Origin of the sequence: Ewingella sp. AOP8-B2-18 (assembly GCF_052376015.1) — a bacterium.
In the GTDB taxonomy this organism is placed as follows: domain Bacteria; phylum Pseudomonadota; class Gammaproteobacteria; order Enterobacterales; family Enterobacteriaceae; genus Ewingella; species Ewingella allii.
This window is the reverse complement of the sequence record NZ_JBQSVB010000002.1, coordinates 759065-779875: the sequence shown is the minus strand read 5'-3', so window position 1 is coordinate 779875 and position 20811 is coordinate 759065. Positions and strand designations below refer to the sequence as shown.

General features: G+C 55.9%; 18 protein-coding genes. 12 read left to right on the top strand and 6 right to left on the bottom strand.

Annotation, left to right across the window (positions count from 1 at the left end):
- Nucleotides 1-41: 41 nt before the first annotated feature.
- Genes tssF through ACT3RR_RS07815 form a run of 5 tightly spaced genes read left to right on the top strand, consistent with a single transcriptional unit; the run spans nucleotide 42 to nucleotide 5188 of the window.
- Nucleotides 42-1805, top strand: coding sequence for a type VI secretion system baseplate subunit TssF (gene tssF / locus ACT3RR_RS07835; RefSeq protein ID WP_496200053.1), 1764 nt, complete (start codon nucleotides 42-44; stop codon nucleotides 1803-1805).
- Nucleotides 1769-2845: a type VI secretion system baseplate subunit TssG gene (tssG, locus tag ACT3RR_RS07830; RefSeq protein WP_496200052.1), complete on the top strand. Its 1077-nt coding sequence runs from the start codon at nucleotides 1769-1771 to the stop codon at nucleotides 2843-2845. The genes tssF and tssG overlap by 37 nt, the downstream gene beginning before the upstream one ends.
- Nucleotides 2817-3356, top strand: coding sequence for a type VI secretion system lipoprotein TssJ (gene tssJ / locus ACT3RR_RS07825; RefSeq protein ID WP_496200051.1), 540 nt, complete (start codon nucleotides 2817-2819; stop codon nucleotides 3354-3356). The genes tssG and tssJ overlap by 29 nt, the downstream gene beginning before the upstream one ends.
- Complete coding sequence (gene tssE, locus ACT3RR_RS07820; protein ID WP_496200050.1) at nucleotides 3356-3790, top strand: type VI secretion system baseplate subunit TssE; 435 nt, start codon at nucleotides 3356-3358, stop codon at nucleotides 3788-3790. The genes tssJ and tssE overlap by 1 nt, the downstream gene beginning before the upstream one ends.
- A gap of 33 nt (nucleotides 3791-3823) precedes the next feature.
- Nucleotides 3824-5188: a VasL domain-containing protein gene (locus ACT3RR_RS07815; protein ID WP_496200049.1), complete on the top strand. Its 1365-nt coding sequence runs from the start codon at nucleotides 3824-3826 to the stop codon at nucleotides 5186-5188.
- A gap of 73 nt (nucleotides 5189-5261) precedes the next feature.
- Here ACT3RR_RS07815 and ACT3RR_RS07810 read toward each other — a convergent pair whose 3' ends face one another.
- Entirely contained in the window at nucleotides 5262-6344 is a 1083-nt protein-coding gene (locus ACT3RR_RS07810) for an oxidoreductase (protein ID WP_353502309.1), read from the bottom strand.
- Complete coding sequence (locus ACT3RR_RS07805) at nucleotides 6337-7104, bottom strand: DeoR/GlpR family DNA-binding transcription regulator (RefSeq protein ID WP_496200048.1); 768 nt, start codon at nucleotides 7102-7104, stop codon at nucleotides 6337-6339. The genes ACT3RR_RS07810 and ACT3RR_RS07805 overlap by 8 nt, the downstream gene beginning before the upstream one ends.
- A gap of 259 nt (nucleotides 7105-7363) precedes the next feature.
- On the opposite strand from ACT3RR_RS07805, the gene ACT3RR_RS07800 reads away from it, so the two are divergent.
- A complete protein-coding gene (locus ACT3RR_RS07800) occupies nucleotides 7364-8416 on the top strand; it encodes an alpha/beta fold hydrolase (RefSeq protein WP_496200047.1) in 1053 nt (350 codons plus the stop codon).
- 10 nt (nucleotides 8417-8426) lie between these two features.
- On the opposite strand, the gene ACT3RR_RS07795 is transcribed toward ACT3RR_RS07800, so the two are convergent.
- Nucleotides 8427-8756, bottom strand: a complete 330-nt coding sequence (locus tag ACT3RR_RS07795; RefSeq protein ID WP_353502312.1) for a hypothetical protein — start codon at nucleotides 8754-8756, stop codon at nucleotides 8427-8429.
- 329 nt (nucleotides 8757-9085) lie between these two features.
- Between ACT3RR_RS07795 and ACT3RR_RS07790 the strand changes: the two genes are divergently transcribed.
- On the top strand, nucleotides 9086-10522 hold the full coding sequence (locus tag ACT3RR_RS07790; protein WP_496200046.1) for a YadA-like family protein: 1437 nt from the start codon (nucleotides 9086-9088) through the stop codon (nucleotides 10520-10522).
- Between the two features lie 60 nt (nucleotides 10523-10582).
- Nucleotides 10583-11011, top strand: coding sequence for a hypothetical protein (locus ACT3RR_RS07785; RefSeq protein WP_496200045.1), 429 nt, complete (start codon nucleotides 10583-10585; stop codon nucleotides 11009-11011).
- 21 nt (nucleotides 11012-11032) lie between these two features.
- Here ACT3RR_RS07785 and ACT3RR_RS07780 read toward each other — a convergent pair whose 3' ends face one another.
- Complete coding sequence (locus ACT3RR_RS07780) at nucleotides 11033-12463, bottom strand: 6-phospho-beta-glucosidase (protein ID WP_496200044.1); 1431 nt, start codon at nucleotides 12461-12463, stop codon at nucleotides 11033-11035.
- A 24-nt stretch (nucleotides 12464-12487) separates the two neighbouring features.
- Nucleotides 12488-13939, bottom strand: coding sequence for a PTS cellobiose/arbutin/salicin transporter subunit IIBC (gene ascF / locus ACT3RR_RS07775; protein ID WP_496200043.1), 1452 nt, complete (start codon nucleotides 13937-13939; stop codon nucleotides 12488-12490).
- A 280-nt stretch (nucleotides 13940-14219) separates the two neighbouring features.
- Between ascF and ACT3RR_RS07770 the strand changes: the two genes are divergently transcribed.
- Entirely contained in the window at nucleotides 14220-15239 is a 1020-nt protein-coding gene (locus tag ACT3RR_RS07770; RefSeq protein WP_496200042.1) for a LacI family DNA-binding transcriptional regulator, read from the top strand.
- 171 nt (nucleotides 15240-15410) lie between these two features.
- On the opposite strand, the gene gdhA is transcribed toward ACT3RR_RS07770, so the two are convergent.
- A complete protein-coding gene (gene gdhA, locus ACT3RR_RS07765) occupies nucleotides 15411-16754 on the bottom strand; it encodes an NADP-specific glutamate dehydrogenase (protein ID WP_496200041.1) in 1344 nt (447 codons plus the stop codon).
- A gap of 414 nt (nucleotides 16755-17168) precedes the next feature.
- On the opposite strand from gdhA, the gene ACT3RR_RS07760 reads away from it, so the two are divergent.
- From ACT3RR_RS07760 to ACT3RR_RS07750, 3 genes are all read left to right on the top strand, one after another.
- Nucleotides 17169-19265 (top strand): sensor domain-containing protein, encoded by a 2097-nt coding sequence (locus ACT3RR_RS07760; RefSeq protein ID WP_496200040.1) that lies wholly within the window; start codon nucleotides 17169-17171, stop codon nucleotides 19263-19265.
- 164 nt (nucleotides 19266-19429) lie between these two features.
- A complete protein-coding gene (fhuF, locus tag ACT3RR_RS07755; protein WP_496200039.1) occupies nucleotides 19430-20188 on the top strand; it encodes a siderophore-iron reductase FhuF in 759 nt (252 codons plus the stop codon).
- Nucleotides 20189-20354: 166 nt separating this feature from the next.
- Nucleotides 20355-20663 carry a hypothetical protein gene (locus tag ACT3RR_RS07750; RefSeq protein WP_034790896.1) on the top strand — a complete coding sequence of 103 codons (309 nt, stop codon included), beginning with the start codon at nucleotides 20355-20357 and terminating at the stop codon, nucleotides 20661-20663.
- Nucleotides 20664-20811 lie beyond the last annotated feature (148 nt).

Below are 20811 nucleotides of genomic sequence, written 5' to 3'. Positions count from 1 at the left end.
AGATTAACCCCCCAATCACCACTTTTTATCGTTGAGATCCCATGGACGACTTAACCCTGCGTTATTTTGACGCCGAAATGCGTTACCTGTGCGAAGCGGGCGAAGAATTTGCTCGTGCGCACCCTGACCGCGCTGCCGGATTGAATCTGGATAAAGTCGGGGCTCGCGACCCCTATGTTGAACGCCTGTTTGAAGGCTTTGCTTTTCTGATGGGCCGCCTGCGTGAAAAGCTTGATGATGACCTGCCGGAGTTAACCGAAGGGCTGGTCAGCCTGCTTTGGCCGCACTACTTGCGCACCATCCCTTCCCTGTCGATCGTGGAATTCACCCCAGACTGGCGGGAAATGAAGGAGCGGATGACGATGCACAAAGGGTTCGAAGTTTTGTCGCGCCCGATTGGTGAACGCGCAACGCGCTGCCGCTATACCACGACTCAGGACATCGAGCTGCTGCCGATCTCGCTACAACGCGCCGCGCTGGACAGCGAGCCTGACGGTCGCTCGGTGATTCGCTTGCGTTTTAACTGCGGCGAATTGGCTGACTGGAGCAAAATTAGTCTCAAGCATTTGCCGATCTATCTTGATGCCGATGCCCCGCTGGCCTGCGCCCTGCATGAAGCGTTGACGTTAAATACGGCCAAAATGTGGATCCGCCTGCCGGGTCAGGCCGACCGTCAGCTGTTAGACGGCTTTTTCGCCCCGCAGGGTTTTAGCGAGCAAGACCAGCTGTGGCCGAAAGGCGATACAGCATTCAGTGGCTACCAGCTTTTGCTGGAATACTTCACTTTCCGCGAAAAGTTTATGTTCGTCGCCCTGGAAGGATTGGAATCGGTGCCGCTGCCGAACGCACTTCCATGGTTTGAGATTGACGTGGTGCTGGAAAAGCGTTGGGAACACGACTTCTCTTTCTCAGAAAAACACCTGCGCCTGCACTGCGTGCCGGTGATCAATTTGTTCTCGCTGGAGTCAGATCCTCTCACCCTCTCCTCTTTGCAGACGGAATACCTGCTGCGCCCAATGCGGGTGCAGGATGGCTATACCGAAATCTACTCGGTGGACTCGGTTATCTCGTCCAAAAACTCGGGTTATCAGGTGTACGTGCCTTTCACCAGCTTCCGCCACAAAGGAGGCATGCTGCGCCACGATGCACCCGAGTATTACTACCACACGCGAGTGAAGCGCGGTCCATCGGGCCTGCATGACACTTGGCTGGTATTGGGTGGCGAAGCTTTTGATAACCACACCGTGCCGGAGAGTGAGAATCTCTCCCTAAACCTGACGGGAACTAACGGCCAGCTGCCGCGCAAATCCTTGCAAAGCACCGTGCTGGATACCGTCGTCAAATCCACTGGCGCCAATGTGCGGGTGCGGAATCTGTCAGTGCCGACCATGCCCTGCTATCCGCCAAACCGCGATCGTTTTCACTGGCGAGTGCTCAGCCATTTAGGCAGTAGCTTCTTGTGGATGATGGACAGCGCCGAAGTGCTGCGCGGCACGCTCGCCCTGTATGACTGGACGGAAAGCGAAATGAACCGCCGCCGCCTGGATGCCATTGCCGACGTAAAACATAGCGAGATCGAACGTTTTGAACGGGGGTATTTGCTGCGCGGCGTGCACATTGAAATCACCCTCGACAGTAATGGATTCGCAGGCACGGGGGATATCTGCCTGTTCGGCGAAATGCTTAGCCGCTTCTTCGCACTGTATACCGATATTCATCTCTTTAACCGCCTGACCCTGATACTGCAACCCACCGGAGAACGACTTGAATGGGAAGAGAATCACAAAACCCGCCTTCCCGGCTAAGTGCCAGGCTGGAACGGGATATCGGCAAGATTAATTTCTTCCGATTTTGCCAGTTGCTCGAACAACCCGGCATGCCAAAACTGGGAAGTACCGCCAACCCAGCGGACGATCCGGTGCGTTTTCGGCCCCATCCTGGGATGGGTTTTCCCGTCAGCGAACTCAAGGCGCTGGAAACCGATCCCGACGGATTGCCGACGGTACGCACCACCTTTATGGGGCTGTATGGCGTAGATTCCCCACTGCCAACATCCTATATCGACGACATCACCCAGCAGCGCGAAGGTCACGAGGCGCTGGCGGGTTTTCTCGATATTTTCAACCATCGCATCATGACCCAGTTTTATCGTATCTGGCGTAAATACTCCTACCCGGCGACCTATGAGGCGGGCGGCAAAGACAATATTTCGCAGAACCTGTTGGGCCTGATTGGCATGGGAATTCCCGGCTCGCAGCAGCATTTTGCTACGCCGACCTCGAGATTTTTGGCGCTACTCGGCGTGATGCGCCAGCCAGGGAGAACGGCTGAAGGCGTGCAGGCGCTGGTGCGATTACTGGCTCCGGCAACACGGGCAGATGTTACGCCGCACTGCCTGCGTACTGTACGTATTACCTCACCCATGGCATTTACCGACGAGGGCGCTGACTGGCTGCGCGACGCCACCGTATTGGGTGATGAAGCCACCGATGCCAACAGCCAGTTGCTTATCTCACTGCACACTGAAGATAGTGAAGAAGCCAAGGAATGGCTGCCGGATGGCTCGATTTATGCCGATTTTCTGGTGCTGTTGCGCGTCTATCTGGGCTGGCGCTACAAGGCACGCATTCAACTCACCGTCCCCATTCGCCTGCTTCCTACTCCCATCTTGGGCGATACGCCGATTTGGCTAGGGCTCACCGGCGTGCTTGGGCTTGATGATGAAGCGACAACCCAAGACATACCTGATTATTTTACCGTGGAGCTGGGCCTTTATAGCGGCATGGCTACCCACAAGCCTCAAGAAGGAATACCGCGTGTTATTAAATACCGTTTGGAAAAGTAAAATCGGACTCCCCGTCTTGGCTCTGTTATTGAGCGGCTGCGGGCTGACTCAAACCGTAACGGATGGCACCGTTGCTGCCACCAAATCTATATTCTTCAAGCAGATAAAAGTCCTGCATTTGGATTTTACCGCCCGTGAAGCACTGAACACAGATGATAACGAGCAGAACTCTTCCTCCGAGCCGGTGATGGTGCGGGTCTATCAGCTACGCGACGACAAAACCTTCCAGAAAACGGTTTATCAACAGCTCGCCGAAGATGGCGAAGACGCGCTGAAAGAGGAGCTTCTGGCGACTCGCAGCCTAGTGGTGAAGCCGGGAACCTCGGTGTCACTGGACATGCCAATGGAAAAAGACGCCAAGTTTGTCGCCATCGTCGGCCTATTCCGCCATCCGGATATGAATAAAGACCACTGGCGGCTGCTGATCAATCGCGAAGAACTCGATCCCGATTCCCCTCGCGTCATTGAGCTGGGTAACAATAACCTGACGCTGCGCGATGAGAAAAAGTGATGTCGCAAAGTCACTCGCCCTCACTCTACGAAATGCTGCTCGGCAACTTTGCCGGCGGGCTTAATCTGCACCAGGTCAGCGAGGAGGATCAGGTGATCCTCTCGGTACTCGACAATATGCAGCGTATTCTCAACTGTCGCGCGGGGACGCTGAGCCATTTGCCGGACTACGGGCTGCCGGACATGAGCAAAATCCTGCAAGGGATGCCCGGCACAGCGCACTCTCTGCTGACCACGCTTTCGCACACGCTGTTGAAATATGAACCTCGGCTTAAAAAAATTAAGGTGATCCTGCTGCCGCAATCCACGCCGGGCCAGTTGGAATACGGCATTGACGCCGAGCTAAAGGAGTTCGGGCTGGTGCATTTCGGCACGGCTTTTATGCCCGAAGGCCGGGTGCTGATCCGCCATTTAAAACAGCAGCAGTATCTCTAACCCCCCTACGACACGTCTGAAAGGAATCGATCAATGTCTATTGAGCGCCAGCTACGCACGGGTGGCGATCCCCGTCAGCTCGCTGATTATCGCGTTATCCGTGAAGAACTCGGCAAATTAACCCATCCGGCACGGCCAGAAGTGAACTGGCATAAGGTCGAACAGCTGTGCCTCAATCTGTTCCAGCAAAACGGAATCGAGCTGCAAACCGCCTCTTGGTACACCCAGGCGCGAGTGCAGCTGGCCGGTTTATCTGGCTTGAACGAGGGGTTGGCTATTCTTGAAGCCCTGCTGTCTCATCAATGGTCGGGGCTGTGGCCGCAGGCGGTGCATGCGCGCATCGAGATCCTCAACGGCCTCAGCCAGAGGTTGCAGCAGGCTCTGCGCTGTATGACGTTAGAATACCGCGACCTGCCGCAGATTTATCAGGCAGAAAAGCTCATCAACTCACTTTGCGACCAACTTCAGCGCCTTGAGCTGAAACATCTCAGCCAGTTGCAGGCTCTGAGTCGGCTGCTGCAAAACGCCGCGGTGCGGCTCGAAAACAGTCAGGACACCAGCGAGAGCGCCGTGGTGCTGCCCCCGTCGGCAGAGGTTGCTGCAACCGAAATGCCCATCGATCAGGATCGGCGCTGGGTGTATGTGGCACAGGCCGAACCGGCCACGCCCCGGGTAGTGATTGCCCCGGCTGAGGCTAAACCCCCTGTCCAGTGGAAAGGGTTCGTGGCGGGCGTGTTGGTCACGGTGATAGTTGGCAGCGGTATCTCGGCGAGCATCAAGACCTATAAACATTCTCCGGTTAACCAACAGCTGGCAGCGACTTTGCCCGTTTTGCCACAGCCGGTGAGTTCGCAGGAGCTGGCCGCGCTGAAGATCCAATACGCCGAGCAGCTGAATAAAGCCGCGCCGGCGTTTATCGCCAGCACCCAGCGCCAGACCGAGCAGCTTGCCAGACTGTCACCGCGCTGGGCGTTGGATAGCGGCACGCGGCTGGCCGAGCAGGCACAAGCCCTGTGGCCCACGGATCCAGCGGCCATCGCGCTCGCAAAAAGCTGGAATCAGCAGCTGAATGCCAACGCAGCGCCGCTAGACAGCCTAAACGGCTGGCACTCGGCCAGTACCCAGCTTCAGCAACTTGCCGATAAGCTAAACGGTTTAGACGAGCAGCGCGGAAAGTACATGACCGTCTCGCAGCTCAAATCCTCGGTATTCGCCATCCAGCAGGCGCTGAACGCCGCGCCGCCGGTGGAAGAGTCGCTGCGAAAACTGGCCGCAGCGCGCCAGCAGAATGATCAAGTGCCGCCACAGCTGGTGAAGCAGCTGGATAACCAGTTTGTTCAGCTGCTGAGTCGGTATGTATTGTTGGCACCACTAAATGACAGCTCAAAAGCCAACTGAGTCTGACTCGAAGCCACAAAAAAGCCGCCCATCTCAGGCGGCTTTTGCATTTATTGGCGAACCACCAAGGCCATTAACGCAAGCTGGCTTGCTCGTCGCTGGTCAGATCCAAGGATTGGGATTGTCCCGTCTCGGAGGATTTTACCGCCGCTTCCAGCACGGCCATCACGGCCAAGGCTTCAACCGCAGGCACCGGGTTGGCGCGCTCGCCGTTTAAAGCGTCGCGAACTTGCATATAGTACTGGCGCTGATCGCCGTTCGGGGTGGCGATAGTGCGCGACGGGTGGGTGCCTTCAAACAGCACCAAGGCATCATCATCCTGCCCCCAGACATCACTTCCCGGAACCACGCCCGCCAACAGTTGGCTCTCCTGGCGGTCGGCGTTGGCCTTCACCACACTTCCCTTCTCGCCGTGAACCGCAAAGCGGGACGCGCCGCCTGCCACCAGCATGCTGCAATGCAAAATCACTTTATGCGTCGGGTAGTTCAGCACCACGTGTGCCCAGTCGTTGATCTCCGCGTTCGGGCGCAGCGTGGCAATATTGCCCTGCACCGTCTGCGGCAGGCCGAACAGTTGCAGCGCCTGATCAATCAGGTGTGGGCCGATGTCGAACCACAGGCCGCTGCCCGGCACGTTTTGCTCACGCCAGCGCACCCGCACTTCTGGACGGAAACGGTCAATGTGCGACTCAAAATGCGCCACTTTGCCAATCAGCCCCTGCTCAATCACCTGCTTCACGCCGAGGTAATCACTGTCCCAGCGGCGATTGTGGAACACCGACAGCAGGCGCTGTTGCTTATCCGCCAGCGCAATTAGCTCGCGCGCTTCCTGCATATCCAATGTAAATGGCTTATCCACCACCACGTGCTTCCCGGCCTCCAGCGCCACTTTGGCCAGCGGCGCGTGGGTGGCGTTAGGTGACGCGATGACCACCAGATCCACATCAGGATGGCGGATAGCCTCTTCTGGAGAAGCAATCACCAGAGCCTCCGGCAGGTCCGCATGGACTTTATCGGCATCGCGCGACGCCACCACCAGCAGGTTTAAGCCCGGCGTCGCGCCGATCAGCGGCGCATGGAAGGTCTTGCCAACAAAGCCATAGCCGATTAACGCCACGTTGAGGCTTTTAGTGGCGGTGCGGGTCGTTTCACTCATGGTTTTCTCCTTGCGTCCCCGAGGCGGTGACGCTGACTTTGATCGAATCTTGCTCACCCAGCTCGCCCCACGGGCGGTCGATGAACAAGTGATGAATATCAGTTAGCTCCGCCACCAGATGCGGCTCGCAGCGATTGAGTTTGAGGTGATCGGCGACCAACCAGTGGGCGGCGCTCAGCTTGAGCATGGCGCGTTTCACTTCGGCATCCGCCTCCTGACTGGCACTCAGGCCAAGCTGGGCGTGGATAGCGCAGGCCCCCAGCACGGCGATATCTGCACGGTAGTGGGCCAGCATCGCAAGGGTGGCGCTGCCGGCAAACAGCCGCTGTTTGGCATCCCAGCTGCCGCCTAGCAGGATCAGCTGAATGTCCGCCCGCTCGCTCAGGCACTGGGCGATATCCAGCGAGGTGGTGATGACGGTCATCGGCCCGCGCAGGGCATCCGCCACCGCCAGCACCGTGCTGCCCGCATCAAGGAAAATCGTGCTGCCTGCGGGGATCTGCGCCGCCACGGACTGCCCCAACGTTCGCTTGGTGGTAGCAAGCAGATGGCTACGCCCCTGACGGTTCATGGCCGACAGGTCTAAGGCAATCGCCCCGCCGTGGTTCTTCTGCGCCAGCCCCTGACGCTCAAGGTCCGCCAGATCGCGCCGCACGGTATCCGCAGAAACCTGCATTTTTTGCGCTAGATCCGCGACACTTACTTGCCCTTTTTCACTGAGCAGTTCCAGCAAAACCTGCTGGCGAGCCACTTTGTGCATTCGCCCTCCACTCGCAAATAACAGCATAAAAACGCAATATACTGCAAAAAGTAGCAAGTGTGAACGACCATTTTGCCGAATGGCATAGAAGGTTAAAGGGCTAACGGCACAGTTCAGATACCTGAACATACAATTGAGTGGATAAACCGACACACAGGAGATACATCGCCCGTTTTAAATAAAGAGGTGCACAGAGCAGTGTCATCTCGCGCGTCATTCTGCTGCATATCGATCCATCTGACCTTTGAGGAAGAGAGCTATGCCAGACATTGATAACCCTGCCCGCCGCCGCTTTATTCAGACCGCCGCAGCCGGACTTGCCGCTTTTGAGCTGGGGCTGACGGCCTTACCTGCCAGTGCAAACTCCCATCTGGTTGCTGCATTGCCCGCAGCTTCTGGCAACAAAGTGCTGGGCACCTTTAAAAATATTCAGCAGATCCGCGCCGGAGATTTAAACATCGGTTATGTGGATGTCGGGCCGAAAAACGGTGAACCGGTGTTGTTGCTGCACGGCTGGCCTTATGATATCTACAGTTTTGTTGATGTCGCGCCGATCCTGGTGTCAGCGGGATACCGCGTGCTGATCCCTTGGCTGCGCGGTTACGGTTCGACGCACTTTCTCTCAGAGTCTACGCCGAGAAACGGCCAGCAGGCAGTGGTCGCGGTAGATGCGATTGCATTTTTAGACGCGCTGGGGCTTGAGAAGGTGGTGGTTGGCGGATTTGACTGGGGCGCGCGCACCGCCAATATTCTCGCAGCAATTTGGCCTCAGCGTTTTAAAGCCTTGGTGTCGGTGAGTGGCTATTTGATTGGTAGCCAAGCCGCCAATAAGAAGCCACTGCCCCCTGCGGCCGAGCTGGCGTGGTGGTATCAGTTCTACTTCGCCACCGAGCGCGGTCAGGCGGGATATGCCGCCAATATGGAAGCTTTCGCCAAACTCATCTGGCACACCGCCTCGCCAAAATGGCAGTTCAGCGACGAAGAGTTCGCCCGTTCGGCTCAGGCGCTGCACAATCCGGACCACGTCGCGGTGTCGATCCACAATTATCGCTGGCGTCTGGGTCTGGCCGAGGGTGAGTCAAAATACAATGATTTGGAGAATCGCCTGGCTGCTTCCCCACTGATTAAGATCCCGACTATCACCCTAGAGGGCGACGCTAACGGCGCGCCGCACCCGGCTCCGGAAACTTATGCCAATAAGTTCACGGGCAAGTATCAGCATCGAACCATCGGCGGTGGCATAGGCCACAACCTGCCGCAAGAGGCACCCGAGGCTTTCGCGCAGGCGATTTTGGATGTGGCGAATGGGTAGAGGTGTGGGGTTAGCTTTTACTCAGCAGCTTTCGAATCGGCAGGCTCGGCTCTTTCTTGATGGTTTGCAGAAACTCCTGCGCGCGCTCGTTTAGCGCGTATTCTGCCGTCATGCCGAAATCTTGGACATAGGCCCACTTGGAGAACATCACCGGATCGCTCTCTTTCATAAACCACAGCATCTTGATGGCCGTCACCGCCACGGCGGGAATTTGCGTCACCGTGCCATTCAGCCACTTATTCAGCGTTGATCGCTGGACGCCGAGTAGAATACATAACGCGGGCTGTTCAATCCCTAAACGTGCCACGTAATCATGAAACTCTTTTGCTTTAACCGCCATAGACTTAGCTCCCTTCATTTTTTGCCTGCCGCATTCTACTCGCATCTTGTAGGGTTTTCATAGCGTAGCGAACCGCTACAATCTACACGACCTAAAAATCCATTAGCGCCCATAAAAACCATCTATTAGCGACAAAATAGATGTTCCAGTAAAACCTATTCACGTAGCTATTAAAGCTTACATTTCTTGACAATGGTCAATCTTATAGCTGATGACTAAAGCAAGTCATATTCACCCTGTGTATGCTTCGTCAAACCTAGCCAAATATGAAGCTAAGAGAAATATTTTTTGTATCTAATGGATACTTATTTCAAGGGAGAAATAAAGACGTGTCGCAAAAATCTCAAAACCGTAATGCGGAAATCATCAAAGCCTTTATTGCCGGAAATACCAATAAAGCCGAGCTGGCGCGCTATTTTGGTGTTTCACCTTCGACGATTCGCCGCGTCCTGTCTGGCGTAATGATGGTACTCGTTGCGGCGACAGTTGCAGAGCCTGCAAGGGCCGGGTTAACCGGACTAGAGCTTGATGCCGCTAACCAGTTTATTTCGGAACATAATGATATGCCGCAGTACATGCGGAGTGCCATCCTCGGTGGTGACAGCCTGGCAACCGTGAACCAACAGCTGTTTGGCGCAAGTTATAATGTTCAGCAAACCAATCAACTGGTCCGTTTTGACGATCCTCACGAAATTAAGCTCTTACCCACTCCAACCTCATTCGACACGACCTCTACCCTGACACCAGTCGTTAGCACTGCCCCTTCTCAACCTGTTGCCGAACCTGATCCGCAGATTAAGATCAACACGCTAGCGATTCATGATGACCATCAGCTTATCAACAGTCTAGGGACCCAACTCGATAATGAAGATCATCAGGTTTCCAGCAATACTCGACGCATTAGTGAATTAGAATCCCAGCCCCTGCCCCATGATGGCGTCGATGGTAAGGATGGGGTTGACGGTAAGGATGGTATCGACGGCAAAGACGGCGCAACGGGTGCCACCGGCGCTCATGGACGCGACGGTGTTGATGGCAAAAATGGTATCGACGGCAAAGATGGCGCTGATGGCAAAGACGCTGATATGACGCAGGTTCATCAAGCAGAGAAGAATTCCGAAGTCGCCTTATCATCTGCATCTGCGGCAACCTCGACTGCGGCTAATGCCCAGAAATCGGCTGAAGGCATTGCGAAGCAGCAGGCCATTATCTCAGGCGATCGCTACCAATCCATGCTACATGCCAGAGCGCATTCGGAAATGACTGCCGAAGTCACGGCTGAGGAAAAGCAGACCCAGCAACAAATTCAAGCGACCGAGGCGAAGACTCAGCAAGCTGCCCAACAGCAGCAGCGCCGAGCCAACTACTACGACCAGCAGATCAACGCGCTGAACAGTCAGGCGGAGCAGAATCACGCAGAAGTCTTGTCAGAATCCCACGCGCGCGCGGCGGGCGATCAGCAGACGTTGCAGCAGTCGCAAAACTACACCAATCAGAAATTCTCCGACCTTAAATCCCAAGTGGACGATAATAAGAAGCAGGCGAATGCCGGCATTGCTGGCGTCGCGGCGATGGCGAACATCCCGCAGGTGTCGCAAAACGCCACCTTCTCGGTGGGTGCCGGTGCGGGTGAATATGCATCAGAGGCGGGAATTGCCGTAGGCTTCTCGGCTCGCATCAACCATAGCTGGGTGACGAAAGCCACTATCGCCGGGACCACCTCCAATGACCCGGTGATTGGCGCAGGTTTCTCCGCCGAGTGGTAAGAGTGATTCAACGGGCGGGGTTAACGCCTCGCCGCGATTAAGCAGTTGAAAAGAGAAATAATGATGATGAAAGCGATGAGTTTAGTTTTAGTGGCGATGGCGGCGGCGGGTTGCAGCTCCTCGGCATCGCGCATGGCGGATTGTCAGGCGCAGGGCATCTCGAAAGATGCCTGTTACATTGCCGAGCAGAACCGTCAGGCCAGCATCACCAGTGCGGCTGAAAATGCCGCGCTGCGCAATGCCGCCGCGCAGTATGCGCAGGCCGCGCCGAAATACAAAAAAGTTACCGCGCGAATCGACGGGATCGACATCAAAATCTATCCCGCCGACAAGCAGGGTTACATTGAATCCACGGCGGCGGCGCTGGTTGAAGAAAACGCCGATGCTCAGGTCTATCAGAAAGGCGTTTTTACCGCCATCTGGTACAAAAGAACGCACCAAGTGGCGCTGCTGCGCGACGGCAAGTTTGTGGCGAAAACCAAGATTTGACCACCCGCTAGCGCGGCGGGCTTAATCCAAATCCGCCCCGTTGCTGGCAATCACCTTCTTATACCAATAGAAGGATTTTTTGCGGGTGCGCGCCAGCGTGCCCTGCCCGGCGTCGTCGCGGTCGACATAGATAAAGCCGTAGCGTTTGCTCATCTCCCCGGTCGACGCCGACACCAAATCAATGCAGCCCCACGAGGTGTAACCCATCACAGGGATGCCGTCTTCGATGGCTTCGCCCATGGCTTTGATGTGCTCGCGCAGATAGCTGATGCGATAGTCGTCGTTGATTTCCCCTTGCCCGTTGACCACGTCTTTGGCCCCTAAACCGTTTTCCACCAGAAATAGCGGCTTTTGGTAACGGTCATACATCATGTTCATGGTGATGCGCAGGCCCAGAGGATCAATGCCCCAGCCCCACTCGCTGCTTTCGATATAGGGGTTGCTCAGGGATTTAACGATATTGGCCGCGCTGCTGTTGTTCTCATTCATCTCCGCCGAGGCACAGCGCGAGGCGTAATAGCTGAAGGAGACGAAATCCACGGTGTTTTTGAGAATGTCGTCATCGCCCGGCTCGGTCTGAATCTCAATCCCCTGCTCTTTAAACTGGCGACGGGTGTAAGAGGGATAAGCACCGCGCGCCTGTACGTCAATAAAGAACAGGTTTTCGCGGTCTTTTTGCAGCGCCGCCCACACGTCTTCTGGCTTACAGGTTCGCGGGTAGAAATTCCCCCCGGCCAGCATGCAACCCACTTGGTTGTGCGGGTTAATTTCATGGGCAATTTTCGTGGCAAGCGCGCTGGCGAGAAGCTCATGGTGCGCCGCTTGATATTTCACCTGCTGCTTATTTTCTCCCTCTTCGAAGGCCAATCCCGCGCCGGAAAACGGGCTATGTAGCAGAATATTAATCTCATTGAAGGTCAGCCAGTACTTCACCAGCCCGTCGAAAGCTGTAAAGCAGGTGCGGGCGTAGCGGGTGAAAAACTCCACCATTTTGCGGTTACGCCATGAACCATATTCGGTGACCAGATGCATCGGCACGTCGAAGTGGCACAGCGTCACCAGCGGCTCAATATTGTGCTTTTTGCATTCGGCAAAGAGATCGCGATAGAAGGCGATGCCCTCGGCGTTGGGCGTCAGCTCGTCGCCCTGCGGGTAGAGGCGGCTCCAGGCAATGGAGGTGCGAAACACGCTGAAGCCCATCTCGGCCATTAGCGCGATATCTTCTTTATAACGATGATAAAAATCGATCGCCTGATGGCTCGGGTAAAACTCGTCATCGCGCAGGGTAAAGCGTTTTTCCAGCCCGGTTTTCACTGCCAGCCGATGTTCGCCGTGAGGCAAAGTATCTACCGTCGCCAGCCCTTTTCCCCCTTGGTTTACGCCGCCCTCGGCCTGATTGGCGGCAATCGCGCCGCCCCATAAAAAACCGTCAGGAAATGTGGATGTGTGCATCAGAGGTCCTCTCTCGTTACTCAATCAAATATTTTTCAGTGGCGTCAGCGGGTTATTTTCTGGCTGAGTTGTTTCACTTTTTGGCTGCTCGACGGGGATATCTTCGAAGCCGAGCAGCAAGGTGGTGATAAAGGAGATCACCACCGCCAGCACCATTACGGCGAACACCCAGACGATGCTCATCGGGTTGCTTGGATCGAAGAATTGCACACTGGTGAACAGCCCCGGCGAGGCCATGGAGTGGCTGGCAAGGCCGCCAATCCCGGCGATACCGCCACAGATAAAGCCGCTAATCAGGCAGGCAATCAGCGGGCGTTTTAGGCGCAGCGCCACGCCATACAGCGCCGGTTCAGAAATCCCCGCAACAATCGCCGAGGCCGCTGCCGCCAGCGCGGTTTGGCGCAATTCCGGGTTTTTAGTGCGCCACGCCACCGCCAGCGATGAACCGCCGAGCGACAAGTTGGCACCGATTTCCGATGGCATCACCATCGCCTCTTTGCCGGTTTCCGCAATGGTTTGAATAATGGTCGGAGTGAAGACGCGGTGCATGCCGGTCATCACCAGCAGCGGCCAGATAGCCCCCATAATGGCGACGGAGAGCCAGCCGAGATAGCTGTGCACGGTGTAAACCAGCGCGGAAATGCCGCTGCCGATCCAGATACCCAGCGGGCCAATCAGCATGATGGCGATCGGTGCGGCGATCAGCACAATCAGCATTGGCTTGAGGAAGTTTTTAGTCACCGCAGGGGTGATTTTATCCACCCAGCGCTCTATGTAAGAGAGCAGCCAGGTCATGCACAGCGCGGGGATCACGGTGTAGGTGTATTTCACCGCCGTCACCGAGAAGCCGATAAACTCCACCGGCTGGCCCTGCGCGGCTTTCGCCATCAGGTCGATAAAGTTCGGGTGAACCAGCACCCCGGCGATAGCAATCGCCAGCGACATATTGGTTTTAAATTTGATTGCCGCCGAGGCCGCCACCATCACCGGCAGGAAGAAGAAGGCACCGTCGCCAATCACGTTGAGGATAATCAGCGTCGACGAGCCTTTGTCAAAGACGCCGGTCATGTCCAAAATCATCGCCAGCAGCTTGACCATCGAGCCGCCAATGATCGCCGGGATCAGCGGCGACATGGTACCTATCAGCGCGTCGAGAATGCCCGCGCCAATGCGCCTCAGCGTCAGGCGTTTTTTCTCCGGCTGCGCGGGCTGCCCCGTCGCGCCCTGCGGCAAAAGTTTCACCACCTCGGCATAAGCCTGTGAAACCGTATTACCAATAATCACCTGACACTGCTGGTCAGTGTTGACCACCCCCATCACGCCGCTGATGGCTTTCAGCCGCGCCAAATCCACGGCGGTTTCATCCACCAGCGTGAAGCGCAGCCGGGTCATACAGTGAGTCGCCGCCGCCACGTTGCCCGCGCCGCCAACGGCGTCGACAATGGATTGCGCTACTGCCGCATAATTTTTTGACATGAGTGGTAATTCCCTCGTAGAGACGCATTATTTTTTTAAATTCATGGCGTTATGTACTGATGCAGGGATGAAACTCAGCGTTCCGTGATGAGTTTCAAGAAATAAGTAACCGGTTCCACATAAGAGTGTTCATATGCGAGAATGAGTTCAAGAGCTTGAAGGGCAGAATTTTTGATTTGTGATCTTGATCGGCTTGGGCAATTCGTGGCGCACAAGCCATGCCTAAGGGCGTGGGCTGCGTGTAGAATGACAATAATTTTCAAGGATTCAGGAACACCCGATGTCTACGATGAAAGAAGTGGCGATGAAGGCAGGTGTCTCAAAGGCCACCGTGTCACGGCTGTTGTCAGGGAAAGGGTATGTCAGCGAGGCCACCAAGGTCGCGGTCTATCAGGCGATTGAAGAGGCGGGATATCGGCCTAATTTGCTGGCCCGCAATCTTGCAACCAGCAAGTCCCAGTGCATTGGCTTGGTTATCACCAACACGCTGTATAACGGCAGCTACTTCAACGAATTGCTGTCTCAGGCGGCCAAAAAGCTCGAGGACAACGGGCGGCAGCTGATTCTGGTCGACGGCAAACACAGCGCCGAGGAGGAGCAGCAGGCGATTCAGTTCCTGCTCGATTTGCGCTGCGACGCGGTGATTGTCTACCCGCGCTTCCTGACCGTGGATGCCATGGACGCCATCATCAGCCAGCACAAGCAGCCGATCATGGTGGTGAACAGAAAGCTGCGCAGCCACCAGAGCCACTGCATCTTCTGTGACCACAAAGGCTCGAGTTTTCAGGCTACCCGGCATCTGCTGGCCCAAGGGCATCGCGATATCGCCTTTATCACCGGCTCCCTCGACTCCCCGACCGCCATTGAGCGTCTGTCGGGTTATAAAGCAGCGCTAGAGGCACAGGGTTTGCCTATTCGCCAAGAGCTGATTGTTAAAGGGAAATGGACCCCGGCCAGCGGCGCGGCGGCGGTGGAATCCCTGCTGGCGGCCAATACGCCCTTTAGCGCGATTCTGGCCAGTAACGATGATATGGCGATTGGCGCGATGAAAGCCCTGCACGCCGCCAAACTCAGCGTGCCGGAAAACGTCTCGCTGATTGGCTTCGACAACATCCCCACCGCCCCCTTCTTGCAGCCCGCGCTGTCGAGCATTAAAGACCCGGTCAGCGGCATGGTGAACGAAGTAATTAATCGCCTGATCGCCATGCTCGACGGCGGCTATCTGTCGCAAAACAATGCCTTTTCCTCAGAACTGATCCTCAGAGACTCCGTCGCCCCCGGCCCCTATTTCGTGCAATAAAAAATCCGCGACCAGCGCGGATTATTTTATTTTTTAAACTCCAACCATCCTCTAAATCATTCGTGTTGCGGGAAGGCGGCAAACTTAGGCTCCCGATGAGCTTACACAGGTAAGTGATTCGGGAGACTGAGCGCATCCAACGCCCCCGCGGCGCGAAGGATGACGAGGATATTAGAGGACACCTTGGGCGAGCATCGCATCTGCTACCTTCACAAACCCGGCAATATTCGCGCCGTGCACATAGTGAGTCTGCTTACCCTCGCCGCCGTGCTCGACGCAGGCTTCGTGGATATCACGCATGATGTGCTGCAAGCGGGCGTCCACCTTCTCAGCATTCCAGCTCATCCGCGCCGCATTCTGCGCCATCTCCAGGCCTGAAGTTGCCACGCCACCGGCGTTGGCCGCCTTACCCGGCGCGAACAGCACGCCTGCCGCGAGGAAAGCGTCGGTAGCCTGAATGGTGGTCGGCATGTTGGCCCCTTCCGCCACAGCTTTCACCCCGTTGGCGATCAGCCGATGCGCCGCGTCGATGTCCAATTCGTTCTGCGTGGCGCAAGGCAGCGCGATATCCACCGGCACGTTCCACGGCTGCTGGTCGGCCAAAAAGTCCAGACCGCGCTCGCGGGCGTACTCTTCGACACGGCCATAGCGGGAGTTTTTAATCTCCGTCAGGTGCGCCAGTTTGTCCGGCGTGAAGCCGGCTTCGTCCACCACCGTGCCGCCCGAGTCGGAGGCGGTGATCACCCGCGCGCCCAGCTCCATGGCTTTTTCAATGGCGTACTGCGCCACGTTGCCGGCACCGGACACCGCCACTTTACTGTCAGCAAAGCCCAAACCGTGGCGTTTTAACATCGCCTCGGTAAAGTAAACCAGCCCGTAGCCCGTGGCTTCAGGGCGGATCAGGCTGCCGCCGAATGACAACCCTTTGCCGGTGAACACGCAGGCAGTATTGTTGGAAAGCTTCTTCATCATGCCGGACATAAAGGCCACTTCGCGCCCGCCCACGCCAATATCCCCAGCCGGAACGTCAGTATCCGGCCCCAGATGGCGATACAGCTCGGTCATCAGTGCCTGGCAGAAACGCATGACTTCAGTTTTGCTTTTGCCTTTCGGATTGAAGTCAGAGCCGCCCTTGCCGCCGCCCATCGGCAGCGTGGTCAGGGCATTTTTGAAGGTTTGCTCGAAGCCGAGGAATTTCAAAATCGACAAATTCACCGACGGGTGGAAGCGCATCCCACCCTTGTAAGGACCAATCGCCGAGTTGAACTGCACGCGCCACGCGCGGTTAACCTGCACTGTGCCGCTGTCGTCAATCCAGGCCACGCGAAACTGGATCACTCTTTCGGGTTCAACCAGGCGTTCGAGCAGGCTTTGCTCGAGATAATGAGGATTTTGTTGCAGAAAGGGCCACAGCGAGGTGAAGACTTCGCGCACGGCTTGTAGGTACTCAGGTTGGTGGGCATCGCGTTGTTGTAACTGTTCTAAAAATGACTCCAGAGAAGTTAAACCATTCATCAGTAATTCCTTTTTTTCTAAAAACTCCCCCCGGTAATTTTTTGTTCAAGCTTATTATGAAAACCGCCGGGGCCGATGTTGTGCCACCCGAATATAACATTGGTTCATATTCAGACTTCAAGGCGGATGGCCAAAAAGAGTGCAAAATTACCCTAAAGTTTCCGCGCCATTGGCCGATAACTCCCAGTTGTCACATCGATTGAACATTAAAAATTTTGCTTAAGTCCGATCTTTTTACTGTATCTGCTTGAAAACAGACTAGTTACTGCCAGCACAAGGCGAACTGGGAATATTCTTATGATACCGTCTACCCTACACATCACAGCAAAAATGCGTCGGGACAGACGCAACTTACAGCCGGCCTAGCGTTTGGGAGGAACCTGAACCTTAGCGGCACGCTATCAGGCAAAAAAGATGAACGAAGATTCTGATGTAATGTATCGGTTGCTGGTTCAAAGCGTTGAAGACTATGCCATTTATATGCTGACCCCCGAGGGTATCGTCGCTAATTGGAATGCCGGTGCGCAACGCGCCAAAGGCTATACGCGCGACGAAATTGTCGGCAAACACTTCTCTTGTTTCTATATCTCTGAAGACCGCGACAGCGGCTGGCCCGCTCACGGGCTGGAAACCGCGCGCCGCACCGGCCGCTATGAGTCCGAAGGCTGGCGGCAGCGCAAGGATGGCTCACGATTTTGGGCCCACGTCATCATTGAGGCGGTGCGTGACGCCGGCACCTTGCTGGGCTTTGCCAAAGTGACCCGCGACGTCAGCGAGCGCCGCCTCTACGAGCAGGAATTACTGGCGGCGAAAGAGATTGCCGAAGCCAGCAATGAGAAAATGACCGCCCTGTCGCAGTTCCTCGACACGGTGATCGCCAATATCCCCTCTTCGGTCATTGTCGAAAATGCCGTCTCGCGGGAGATCTTGCTGGTCAACCGTCAGGCCGAATTGCTGCTGGGCAAGACGCGCGAACAGCTGATTGGCAATCGCCCGCAGGATTGCCTGAATCGCGGGATCAGCGATTATCTGAATAAACAGTCGGATGAGTGCCTGCGCTCCGAAGGCCTGCACAAAAGCGAGCAACAGCTGGCGACGCCGATTGGCGAACGCACGTTGCAAACCACCGCCTCGATGATTAACGGCAGCGATTCGCACACCAGCTATGTGTTGATGATTGCCGATGACGTCACCGACCAGCACGCGGCCAACGCCCGTATTCACCATATGGCGCACCATGACAATCTCACCAGCCTGCCTAACCGCGTGCTGTTCAGCCAGCGCCTGAACGAAGCCCTGCAGCTGTCGAAAATCACTCATCGCCTGACCGCCACGCTCTGTCTGGACTTGGACAACTTTAAGAATGTGAATGACGCCCTCGGCCACCAGATTGGTGACGAATTGCTGCGCGGCATCGCTAAACGACTGCGCTTTGTGCTGCGGGAAAGGGACACGCTGGCGCGCGTCGGCGGCGATGAGTTCGCCATCGTGCTGCCGAGCCTGCCTTATATCGACAAGGCCTACCAGATTGCCCAGCGGCTGATTGAAGCCGTGAAGCCGCCCATCACCATTGAAGGCCACTCACTGACCGTCGGCCTGAGCGTGGGTATCGCCATCGCTGAAAACAGCGACGACACCCCGGAGCACCTGCTGCGCTGCGCCGATATGGCGCTGTACGAAGCCAAGCGCAACGGCCGCAATCGCTATGAAATGTTCCGCGAAGAGATGGACGAGGCTGCGCGCAAACGCCGCGATATTGAGCTGGATCTGCGCGACGCCATCACCAGCAAACAGCTGAAACTTTATTATCAGCCGATCACCGACAGCGCCCACGACGCGGTGATTGGTTATGAAGCCCTGATGCGCTGGAACCACCCGATTAACGGGCTGATCATGCCGATGGACTTCATCCCGATCGCCGAAGAGACCGGGCTGATTCACAGCATTGGCGCCTATGCGCTGCACGAAGCCTGTCACGAAGCGGCCAGCTGGGTCGGCAATCAGACCATCGCCGTAAACCTCTCGCCGGTACAGTTTAAAAACAGCTCGCTGATTTCAGTGATTGAGTCGGCGCTGAGTGAGTCCGGGCTGGCGCCGAATCGGCTGGAGGTCGAAATCACCGAGTCGGTTCTGCTCGACAATAACAACGCCAACGTGGCGACGCTGGCGCGCCTGAAGGAGCTGGGCGTGCGCATCGCGCTGGATGATTTCGGCACCGGTTATTCATCGCTGAGTTATCTGCGCTCGTTCCCTTTCGACAAAATCAAAATCGACAAGTCGTTTATCAATGATATGCAGGACAGCCGCGAGGCGCTGGCGATCATCCGCGCCATTACAGGCATGAGCCGCAGTCTGGATATCCAAACCACCGCCGAAGGGGTGGAGACGCCGGAGCAGTTCCGCCGCCTGAAAGAAGAGGGTTGCTCGCTGTTTCAGGGCTACTACTTTGGCCGCCCTCAGCCGTCGGAATCGCGTTTGACCGGTTTCTCCCCCGCCGCCGCCCCGCTGTAACTGCTGAAAAATCAATGCTGACCGGGCGTGTTTCTGCGCCCGGTCACATCCCCGCTGCAAACCGCACTCAAATGCCAATACAAATAGAAATCATTATTATTTCACTTTATTATTCGTTACCCTGTTTCTATTAGCTTGGTTTATCAATCTCTCTGACAGCGACGATGCAAACAATTCTTGATAGTTTCCGCGATGGCCCGATCAGCTGGGTCGCCGACAGTTTTAAGCCGATGACGCCGCTGGTGACTAACGCCCTGCCAATGTCGCTGCTCACCACCGCCGACGGCTGCGCCAGCGTGCTCGAGCGCTATTTGACGCTGCACGCCGAAGACGCCCGTCAGGTGGAAAAACGCCGTGCGCGCATCTCGATGTGGTCCCAGTGGTATTTCGCCAACCTGTTGCCGAGCTGGGTGATCATTTCCCTCAGCCATGGCTGGCAGCTGCCAATCGCCGCCGACAATGTCTATCTCGCTCTGCAAGATGAAGGTTTGCCGCACCAGATTTACCTCGATGGCCCCGGCGCGGCCTTTACTTCGCCGCAGCCGTTGGACCGTTTCGCAGAGATGATCGAACAGCATCTGCGCCCGGTGTGTCAGGCCATGGCGGAGATTTCCGGCCTGAAACCGGGGATTTACTGGAGTAACGCCGGGATCCGCGTCGGCTGGGGGATTAAACAGGCGGAGCTGGTTGACGCGGATATCTCCGACGGCGTGGCGTTGCTCAATGCCCGCGAGCTGCCGGACGGCGGCAAGAACCCGCTTTTCCAGCCGATGCGCCCGGAAAATCCGCAGGATGAAAACAGCCCGCAGTTTCGCCGCCAGTGCTGTCTGCGCTATGAATTGGCCGACCACGCCATGTGCCCTTCCTGCCCATTATTGCTAGCAGAGCGCAAATCCGGAAAAAAACGCAAAAGTCCGGCCTGAGAATGGCTTAAATTTCCAGCACATACAAAAGTGCCTAAGCTTAGCGTAAAAAATCATTGGATCTTAAACTGAGAAAATTATAAGAATTGAGTTATAAGCCCCGCCAATCAGACAACTGACTGATGACGGGGATAGACCAACGAGCTTTTCATTGAGAGAAACCATCATGAATAAGAAATCGCTGGCCTCAGATGTGCTCGGCACACTGGCGCAACCCGTTAGCCGTGTTTGGAATATGTTAACTGGCAAGCAAGAGCCACTCAGAGCAAGGATTGTTCACCGTTACGCCGTACCCTCGTCGCGCACCATCAGCGTCGCAGAAGGTTTCTTTGGGTTCATCCCCATCGAATCTTATGAAAACGAAAGATACATTCTGGAAGTGGCTTACGCCGACCAGCAGTATCAGGTAGAAGTCCCGCGTAACTATTATCAGAAGAGCAACATTGGCGACGGCATTGATATCCATACGCTGTAACCCTGAAACTGACTGATAACCCTTTGATGTGAAAAAGGCTACTCCTGCGGGATGTAGCCTTTTTTATTGCCTTAATTCTCCCCCTCGGCATAAAAACCTCGGCCTGCCGCACAGTTTTGCTTCAATTTTCGCCAAAGCATGAAAATTA

Bases quoted from the DNA above. Each gene is read 5' to 3' on its own strand.
- tssF (WP_496200053.1), top strand. From the start codon at position 42: ATGGACGACTTAACCCTGCGTTATTTTGACGCCGAAATGCGTTACCTG.
- tssG (WP_496200052.1), top strand. From the start codon at position 1,769: ATGGGAAGAGAATCACAAAACCCGCCTTCCCGGCTAAGTGCCAGGCTG.
- tssE (WP_496200050.1), top strand. From the start codon at position 3,356: ATGTCGCAAAGTCACTCGCCCTCACTCTACGAAATGCTGCTCGGCAAC.
- ACT3RR_RS07815 (WP_496200049.1), top strand. From the start codon at position 3,824: ATGTCTATTGAGCGCCAGCTACGCACGGGTGGCGATCCCCGTCAGCTC.
- ACT3RR_RS07810 (WP_353502309.1), bottom strand. From the start codon at position 6,344: ATGAGTGAAACGACCCGCACCGCCACTAAAAGCCTCAACGTGGCGTTA.
- ACT3RR_RS07805 (WP_496200048.1), bottom strand. From the start codon at position 7,104: ATGCACAAAGTGGCTCGCCAGCAGGTTTTGCTGGAACTGCTCAGTGAA.
- ACT3RR_RS07800 (WP_496200047.1), top strand. From the start codon at position 7,364: ATGCCAGACATTGATAACCCTGCCCGCCGCCGCTTTATTCAGACCGCC.
- ACT3RR_RS07795 (WP_353502312.1), bottom strand. From the start codon at position 8,756: ATGGCGGTTAAAGCAAAAGAGTTTCATGATTACGTGGCACGTTTAGGG.
- ACT3RR_RS07785 (WP_496200045.1), top strand. From the start codon at position 10,583: ATGATGATGAAAGCGATGAGTTTAGTTTTAGTGGCGATGGCGGCGGCG.
- ACT3RR_RS07780 (WP_496200044.1), bottom strand. From the start codon at position 12,463: ATGCACACATCCACATTTCCTGACGGTTTTTTATGGGGCGGCGCGATT.
- ascF (WP_496200043.1), bottom strand. From the start codon at position 13,939: ATGTCAAAAAATTATGCGGCAGTAGCGCAATCCATTGTCGACGCCGTT.
- ACT3RR_RS07770 (WP_496200042.1), top strand. From the start codon at position 14,220: ATGTCTACGATGAAAGAAGTGGCGATGAAGGCAGGTGTCTCAAAGGCC.
- gdhA (WP_496200041.1), bottom strand. From the start codon at position 16,754: ATGAATGGTTTAACTTCTCTGGAGTCATTTTTAGAACAGTTACAACAA.
- ACT3RR_RS07760 (WP_496200040.1), top strand. From the start codon at position 17,169: ATGAACGAAGATTCTGATGTAATGTATCGGTTGCTGGTTCAAAGCGTT.
- fhuF (WP_496200039.1), top strand. From the start codon at position 19,430: ATGCAAACAATTCTTGATAGTTTCCGCGATGGCCCGATCAGCTGGGTC.
- ACT3RR_RS07750 (WP_034790896.1), top strand. From the start codon at position 20,355: ATGAATAAGAAATCGCTGGCCTCAGATGTGCTCGGCACACTGGCGCAA.